The sequence below is a fragment of the Oleiphilus sp. HI0125 genome (assembly GCF_001635355.1).
This window is the reverse complement of the sequence record NZ_LWGF01000555.1, coordinates 1-7,623: the sequence shown is the minus strand read 5'-3', so window position 1 is coordinate 7,623 and position 7,623 is coordinate 1. Positions and strand designations below refer to the sequence as shown.

Sequence of the window (7,623 nt, the reverse complement as noted above, 5' to 3'; positions counted from 1 at the left end):
GCAGGTCTTTTGCGATATCAAAAATGTATTCGCCTTTGTACCCGTTTACTGGGAATTTAATGTCTTGGCCTTGCAGTTCTAAATAGCGCAGCCAAACACTCGCAGCGAGAATGTTCATTTGGCGGCCAGCGTCGTTAACGTAGTACTCTCGCTGCACTTGATAGCCTGCAGCTTCTAAGAAATCTGAAACAGTCGCACCATATGCAGCGCCGCGACCATGACCTACGTGAAGTGGGCCGGTTGGATTGGCTGAAACAAACTCAACTTGGATCGATGGTTTGCTGTTTGCGTCTGCGCGCCCGAAGTTCTCGCCTCGTGCGAAGATATCTTCGAGTACAGCGAATTGGCTGGCTGAGCTCACAAAAAAGTTAATGAAACCAGGGCCGGCTATTTCAAGTTTTTTAATTTGAGCATTGTTGCTGTTTTCGATTTTTGCGCAGATGTTTTCTGCTAAAGCTCGCGGTGCTGTGCCAGCTTGTTTGGCTAGCATTAATGCAATGTTGGTTGCGAAGTCGCCATGACTCTTATCTTTTGTAGTATCTACCATGACCCGAAACTTAAGATCACCGGGCAAGGTATTGTCTTGTTGAAGTTCCTGAATGGCTGATTCGATGAGTTGTGCAATGACGTCTTTCATGATGCTCCGAGAGATAGATGTTCGATAACACGAAATTTGGGGCGCGTATTATCTATAATTCTAGGCTCTAGTGAAAGAAGCTGCACACCGAAACTCGGCTTATTTTTCAAGATATTGCTTAGCTTGTTTCGATAGGGTCGATATCGATGCTTAGTCGGAGTTTATGTTGTTTAACGCTCTGAATAAAATGCAGAGCATATTGTTGGGCGATATAGCGTTGTTTGTTGTCTTTGCCAAAGCAATGTAAGTAGTGTCGAAAGCTGTTTTGCTTGCGACTAATGCTTGCAGCTAAAGGGCCGGCAATGAATAAGTCAGCGAGTTCTTCTTGGTCGAGTAAATATTGCTTGAGGTGTGTGAGGTGCTGTTCGCCCGATACAGGATCCGGCGTTTCCGAGCGAATCGTCATAAGTTTACTAAATGGTGGCAGTGCGCAGAGCTGTCTTTCTCGCAACTCATTTTCCATAAAGCTGTGATAATCGTGTTGTTTTAAGGTCTCGAAGAGTGAGTGCTCGGGTTGGCGTGTTTGTATCGCTACATGCCCTGCTTTTTCTCCGCGGCCAGCCCTGCCCGCAACTTGCAATAATTGTTGAGCACCTTTTTCCATTGCCCGGAAATCTGAGCTAAAAAATAGGCCGTCCGCATCGACGACAACAACGAGTGTGACGTCTGGAAAATCATGTCCTTTTGCAAGCATCTGTGTGCCTACAATTAAGCAAGGGGAGCCATCTCGAATCTCTGTGATGCATTCGTCCAATTGTGTTTGGTTTTTAATGTTGTCGCGATCGAGGCGCAGCGTTCGGGTATGCGGGAAATAATAATTAAGTATTTGTTCTATACGTTCTGTGCCTGCACCAACTGCATTCACATTTGTACCTTGGCACTCTGGACATTGGTGGCTGATCTGATGTTTGTGGTCGCAATGATGACAATGTAGATACGCAGGAGTGTTGTGCACGGTCATTCGCGCGTCACAGTTAGGGCAGTGGCATATCCAGCCACAATCAAAGCACATTAAACTCGGCGCGAGACCTCGGCGGTTATGGAAAATAATGACCTGATTGTTTTGATCAATTTCTGATTTGATGCGTGCCAATGTTCGTGGGCTAAGAATGTCCTTATACTTTAGCGCTCTCATATCTTCAAGGCTGACGCTGGGCAATACGCTTTTCTTGGCACGATGTTTCAGTGTTAAGTGTTTGAATCGTCCTTCCAGAATGTTGAGAGAGCTGTCTGATGAAGGGGTGGCGCTGCCAAGAATAACAGGGCATTGGTTGAGCTGCGCCCGTTTAACAGCGATGTCTCTAGCAGAATATTTAAACCCTTCGGTCTGTTTGTATGAGTTGTCGTGTTCTTCATCGATAGTTATCAGGCCTAGGTCTTGATATTCGAGAAATATTGCGGATCTTGTCCCGATGAGAACTTTGGCTTGCCCGCTGCTGCATAGTTGATGGGTGATCAGCTTTTCTTTATTGCTCATTTCTGAGTGGTAGACGGCCACGGGGATGCCAAGTTGGCTTTGGAAGCGTTTAAATGTTTGAGGTGTCAGATTGATCTCTGGTACCAGAATCAGTGCTTGTTTATTTAAGCTCAGGCAATGTTTTACGGCTGCAATGTATACTTCAGTTTTACCACTGCCGGTAATGCCCTCAAGCATGAACGGGGTGAATTGATCGAAGTTTCGAATGATGCCATCAACCGCTATTTGTTGCTCTTGATTAAGTCCGTATGAAATCGTGTCTTCGTGGACTTGCATTGCTTGGCTTTGCTGTTGGGATAATTGTTTCTCAATATATCCTTGTTGTTCGAGTGATTTAAATTGCGCGCCGGTAAAGCCAAGCATGCGCAGCGCATCTGCCCAAATTCCTGTTGGAGATTCTTCTAGCTGTTTAAGAAGTGCGATCTGCTTATGCGCGTTTCTTTTGCCAGAAAAAGGCTTGTTTGTTCGAATCCAAAGCGTGTTTTGATATATCGCCTGTGGTTTTGTGTTGCGCAGTGCGGTGGGCAGTGCGCTATATATCACTTCGCCGATCGGATGGCTGTAATAGGTAGAGGCCCATTTAAGAAGTTCTAGTGATTGCGCCTTGAGTATTGGGGCTGAATCAATACATCGCTCGATGTCTTTCAGTTTGCTGGGCTCTAGCAGTGTTTCCGATTTGATATCTGTAATAATTCCACAAATGACTCGATTGCCAAATGGCACAGCAACGCGCATTCCAGGTTGCAATGATCTGTTTTGCATCGTGATGGGTATGCAGTAGTCGAACTCTTTGTGCAAGGGAACAGGAAGTGCAATAGATGCAAAACGAAGGGGGGATGAAATAGCGCTCATGCTTTTTAGTTTACTTCGAGTCACTTTCTGGGTCATGTAATATTGTTTTGAAAGTTGAAGGATGAGCATGTTTGTATTTGCATTAGTCAAAATATAATCAATTCACGCTTGCACTCCGCAATTGTTTTGGTAATATTCTCGCCCCAATTTCGGCCCTTGCGCCCTTTTTTGGTGTAAATGGCTCGATGCCTTCCTTGCGGTGCCCAACGCTAGAGTGAATGACGATGGGTGGCGGCAAACAATGAAATAGGTAGTTAAGATGAAAAAAGATATCCATCCTCGTTACGAGGAAATCGAAGCAAAATGTAGCTGTGGTAACGTTATCAAAACGCGTTCTACGCTAGCTAAAGACATTCTTTTGGACGTGTGTTCAGCGTGTCACCCATTCTACACTGGTAAGCAGAAAGTGATGGATACAGGTGGTCGTATCGACAAGTTCAAGAAGCGTTTCGGCAGTCGTATTGCGAGCTAATCCGATACAAGAATTTAAAAAGAGCGCCATGCGCTCTTTTTTTGCACTTATGTCAGCAAATTGCTGAGTGTGAGTAAGCTCATAAGCGTTTCGCTTTTGAGAGAAACATAAAAAGGGCATTGCCCAAATTTTTAAAACGGTACACTGTAATGGCAGACGATTTAAAACAAGCAGCACTCGATTATCACGCGCAACCACGTGCAGGTAAGATCAGTGTTGAAATCACTAAACCAACACTAACTTCACGTGACCTTTCTTTAGCATACAGCCCAGGTGTTGCTGAGCCGGTACGTGCTATTGCTGAAAATCCAGAAAACGCATACAAGTACACAGCAAAGGGTAACCTTGTTGCTGTTATTTCTGACGGTTCTGCGATTCTTGGTTTAGGTAACCTTGGTCCATTGGCTTCTAAGCCTGTAATGGAAGGTAAAGGTGTATTGTTTAAGCGCTTCGCAGGTATTGATGTATTTGATATCGAAGTAGATTCAGAAAGCCCTCAAGCGTTTATTGATACAACAAAACGCATCGCAAACACTTTTGGTGGCATCAACCTGGAAGATATCAAAGCACCAGAGTGTTTTGAAATTGAGCGTATCCTTCAAGAGCAGTGCGAAATTCCAATTTTCCACGATGATCAGCACGGTACTGCAATCGTAACCGCTGCAGGTATGATCAACGCACTTGAGCTTCAAGGTAAGAACATTGAAGATGCTAAAGTTGTATGTCTAGGTGCGGGCGCTGCAGCAATCGCATGTATGAAAATTTTGATTTCTTGTGGTATGAAGCAAGAGAACATCTTCATGCTTGACCGTAAAGGTGTGATTCACACTGGTCGTGATGATTTGAACCAATACAAAGCGATGTTCGCAAACGATACTGACAAGCGTACGCTTTCAGATGCTTGTGATGGTGCTGACGTGTTTGTTGGTCTTTCTGGTCCAGACCTTCTTTCTGTTGAAGATTTGAATCGCATGGCTCCAAACCCAGTTATCTTTGCATGTTCAAACCCTGATCCAGAGATCCAGCCTGAAACAGCTCTTGCTGCACGTGATGATCTAATCATGGCGACTGGTCGTTCTGATTACCCGAACCAGGTGAACAACGTTCTTGGTTTCCCATTCATCTTCCGTGGAGCGTTAGACGTTCGTGCTAAAGCGATCAACGAAGAGATGAAAGTGGCAGCGGTTCACGCAATCAAAGATCTTGCTAAAGAGCCAGTTCCTCAAGACGTTATCGATGCTTACGGTGGTGAGGCGCTTGAGTACGGTAAGGACTACATCATTCCTAAGCCGCTTGACTCCCGTTTGCTTGGCGCTGTATCAGCAGCAGTAGCGAAAGCAGCTGTTGATTCTGGTGTTGCGCGTTTTGGTTACCCAGAGCACTATCCATTGAGCACTGTTGATGACATCAAGTAATCAATAGTCTTTTCAAAAAAGCCGCATCTAAGTATGCGGCTTTTTTTTGTTCAAGAATTGAGGACGAAGCCGTGATGAGTAATTCGATCAGCTAAATCGAGGTGCTTAGAAAATATCCTCAGGGCGAGCAGTACTTTCGCTCGGAATGGTGTCGAACTGATCTAAGCTCGGCGGAGTTGCCCGCTCTTCTTCAGGTTTGTTTTCGGTTCTAAAGTATTCAAACAGTGTTTGTTCTGCATATGATGTCCGAAGGCCTGTCTTGGCATTGATCTTAACGCTAATAATGCCTTCCGGTTGTGCTAAGTGTGCAGCAGGAGTGTCAGCCAATGCGTCTTTCATAAAATCCATCCAAATTGGTAGCGCGGCTCTAGAGCCGTACTCTCTGCGGCCAAGTGTCTCTGGATTGTCAAAACCTACCCATACACTCGTTGCGACCTCAGTGTTAAAGCCCGAGAACCAAGCATCTTTTTGATCGTTGGTCGTTCCTGTTTTGCCGCCAACGTCGGATCTTTTGAGCGCAGAAGCGCGTCGACCAGTACCTTTTTTAATTACGTCTTTCATCATTGAGTGAAGAATAAATACCGCGCGTGCATCTGCAATGCGAGGAGCGGGCTTGAAGCTTTCTTCAGTGCTTGCGTCATTTTCTTCTTCCGCTGCGTTTTTCTCTACCATACAGATTTTATCGCAAACAACATAGGGATCAGATTTGTAAAGTGTTTCACCTTTGCTGTTCTCAATATGAGTAACCAAATATGGCTCGATATAATGACCGCCATTGGCGATCATTGCGTATCCAGCGGCTACATCGATAGGTGTAATACCTGCGCTACCTAGAGCGAGTGAGAGGTCTTTAGGCAGGTCTCGCTCGTTGAAGCCAAATTTTGTGATGTGCTTGAGTGTCGGCTTGATTCCCATGCTTTTGAGTAAGCGAATCGATACAAGGTTTCGAGAGCGATAAAACGCTTCTCTTAGTCTTGTGGGGCCGTAAAATTTGCCACTCGAGTTTTCTGGTCGCCACGATGTCTCTAAGTTTTTGTCATTAAAAACTAAGGGTGCATCATTGATGAGTGTTGCGGCTGTATTCCCTTCTTCAAGCGCGGCTAAATAGATAAATGCCTTAAAGTTTGAGCCAGGCTGACGTTTTGCTTGAATCGCACGGTTGTATTTGCTCATTCTAAAGTTGTAGCCACCACTGAGCGCGAGAATTGCACCATCTTCTGGGCGCAGAGATATAAGCGCAGATTGTGCTTCAGGGCTTTGCTCGAGTATATAAGGTAGGCGCGGAGCTTCAGCTATCTCACCTGAAACGTCAGCGCTTGCTTCTGTAGGGGTATCTTCTGATGGTGTTGCTTCAGCGCTAAGGGCGCTGACCTCGATAATGTCTCCAATTTTGAAGTGCTCGCTTAAGTCAGTTGGAGCTTTACCCACTTTATTAATGTTGACGAATGGCGCTGCACGCGATGCATTTGCTATATGGATAACACCTTCTTCGCCAGATAGCGTGAATAGTTCAATAGATTCTGGCTCTATTCCTGTAATGACTGCTGGAGTAAAGCGCGTTTTAGCAATGTAATTGCGTAGTATCTGTTTCTTTGCAACATCATTTTCTTCGCCTGTTAGTTCTACATGGTCCAGTGGCTCACGGTATCCATGACGTTTGTCGTAGTCATCAAGCCCTTTAACTACAGCATTTTGGGCGCTTGCTTGTAATTCGCTGTCTGTCGTGACGTAAACATTGAGCCCTAGTGTGTAAGCTTCAGAACCAAAGAGTTCAACTGCTTTTTGGCGTGCCATTTCTGCAACATATGGTGCTGCCAAATCAGGTTGAATGCCATGGTAGCCAGCGGTTAGTTCTGAGTTTTTTGCTTCTGAATAATCTAGGCTAGAGATCATTTTAAGCTCTAGCATGCGGCTTAAGATCCAATCTCGACGAATTTTGGCGCGATCTGGATTCACGATAGGATTGAATCGAGAAGGTGCTTTTGGCAAGCCTGCAATCATTGCACTTTCTGCCAAGCTAAGTTCATCGAGGTTTTTCCCGTAATACACTTGCGCAGCTGCTTTTACGCCGTAAGCGCGATTACCTAAATATATTTTATTGAGGTAGAGCTCTAGTATTTCGGGTTTTGTTAAAGCTTGTTCTATCTGAATCGCTAGGAATATTTCGTTGAATTTTCGAACAAAGGTGCGCTCGCGTGTTAGGAAGAAGTTTTTGGCAACCTGCATTGTGATTGTGCTGCCGCCAGTTTTAATTCGACCAGATTGAATTAGTTGAGCTGCCGCACGCCCTAAGCCAATAATATCGATGCCTCCGTGCTCATAAAATCGATTATCTTCAGCAGCAATAAATGCGGAGGTTAATGTGGTCGGAATTTCAGAAATATCGACCGGACTTCTTCGCTTTTCTCCGAATTCAGCAATCTTTTTATTGTCGCTGGTATACACCCGCATAGGGGTTTGTAATTGAGTGTGTTTTAGTTGTGCTGCATCAGGTAGCTGAGGCGCGAGATACAAATAAAACGCACTTAACAAAATTCCAGCGCCGCAAATCGCTGCGGCAGTACACCACGCAAAAAAGGTGGAAAGTCTCACAAAACGAGCCATGTTTTTCCTAGCAGTTTATGAATATAGGTCTATTATCTTAGAAATAGCTTTAATTTTAGGCGGTAACTATTATACGTCTATTTTGAGTGCTTTTAGTAAAGAATTGTACTGTGTGTGCTTGGTCAAGACTCTCCTATAACAAGTCGGCCACACTAATGTCGATTTA

General features: G+C 44.8%; 5 protein-coding genes. 2 read left to right on the top strand and 3 right to left on the bottom strand.

Annotated features, from left to right (window positions below):
* A partial coding sequence (gene argS, locus A3762_RS06995; protein WP_082868986.1) for an arginine--tRNA ligase occupies positions 1-637 on the bottom strand: 637 nt, incomplete at its 3' end.
* A 118-nt stretch (positions 638-755) separates the two neighbouring features.
* The gene (locus A3762_RS06990; protein WP_068754672.1) at positions 756-2,966 is read right to left on the bottom strand and encodes a primosomal protein N'; all 2,211 of its coding nucleotides are present in this window, start codon (positions 2,964-2,966) and stop codon (positions 756-758) included.
* A gap of 259 nt (positions 2,967-3,225) precedes the next feature.
* Between A3762_RS06990 and rpmE the strand changes: the two genes are divergently transcribed.
* Together rpmE and A3762_RS06980 are read left to right on the top strand one after the other, a co-directional pair.
* Positions 3,226-3,438 (top strand): 50S ribosomal protein L31, encoded by a 213-nt coding sequence (gene rpmE, locus A3762_RS06985; RefSeq protein ID WP_068475347.1) that lies wholly within the window; start codon positions 3,226-3,228, stop codon positions 3,436-3,438.
* A 149-nt stretch (positions 3,439-3,587) separates the two neighbouring features.
* Positions 3,588-4,853, top strand: a complete 1,266-nt coding sequence (locus tag A3762_RS06980) for a malic enzyme-like NAD(P)-binding protein (protein ID WP_068475349.1) — start codon at positions 3,588-3,590, stop codon at positions 4,851-4,853.
* Positions 4,854-4,958: 105 nt separating this feature from the next.
* Here A3762_RS06980 and A3762_RS06975 read toward each other — a convergent pair whose 3' ends face one another.
* The gene (locus A3762_RS06975) at positions 4,959-7,457 is read right to left on the bottom strand and encodes a penicillin-binding protein 1A (RefSeq protein ID WP_068754670.1); all 2,499 of its coding nucleotides are present in this window, start codon (positions 7,455-7,457) and stop codon (positions 4,959-4,961) included.
* Positions 7,458-7,623 lie beyond the last annotated feature (166 nt).

Excerpts from the sequence above, each read along its gene's own strand:
- A3762_RS06990 (WP_068754672.1), bottom strand. The coding sequence starts at position 2,966 with ATGAGCGCTATTTCATCCCCCCTTCGTTTTGCATCTATTGCACTTCCT.
- rpmE (WP_068475347.1), top strand. The coding sequence starts at position 3,226 with ATGAAAAAAGATATCCATCCTCGTTACGAGGAAATCGAAGCAAAATGT.
- A3762_RS06980 (WP_068475349.1), top strand. The coding sequence starts at position 3,588 with ATGGCAGACGATTTAAAACAAGCAGCACTCGATTATCACGCGCAACCA.
- A3762_RS06975 (WP_068754670.1), bottom strand. The coding sequence starts at position 7,457 with ATGGCTCGTTTTGTGAGACTTTCCACCTTTTTTGCGTGGTGTACTGCC.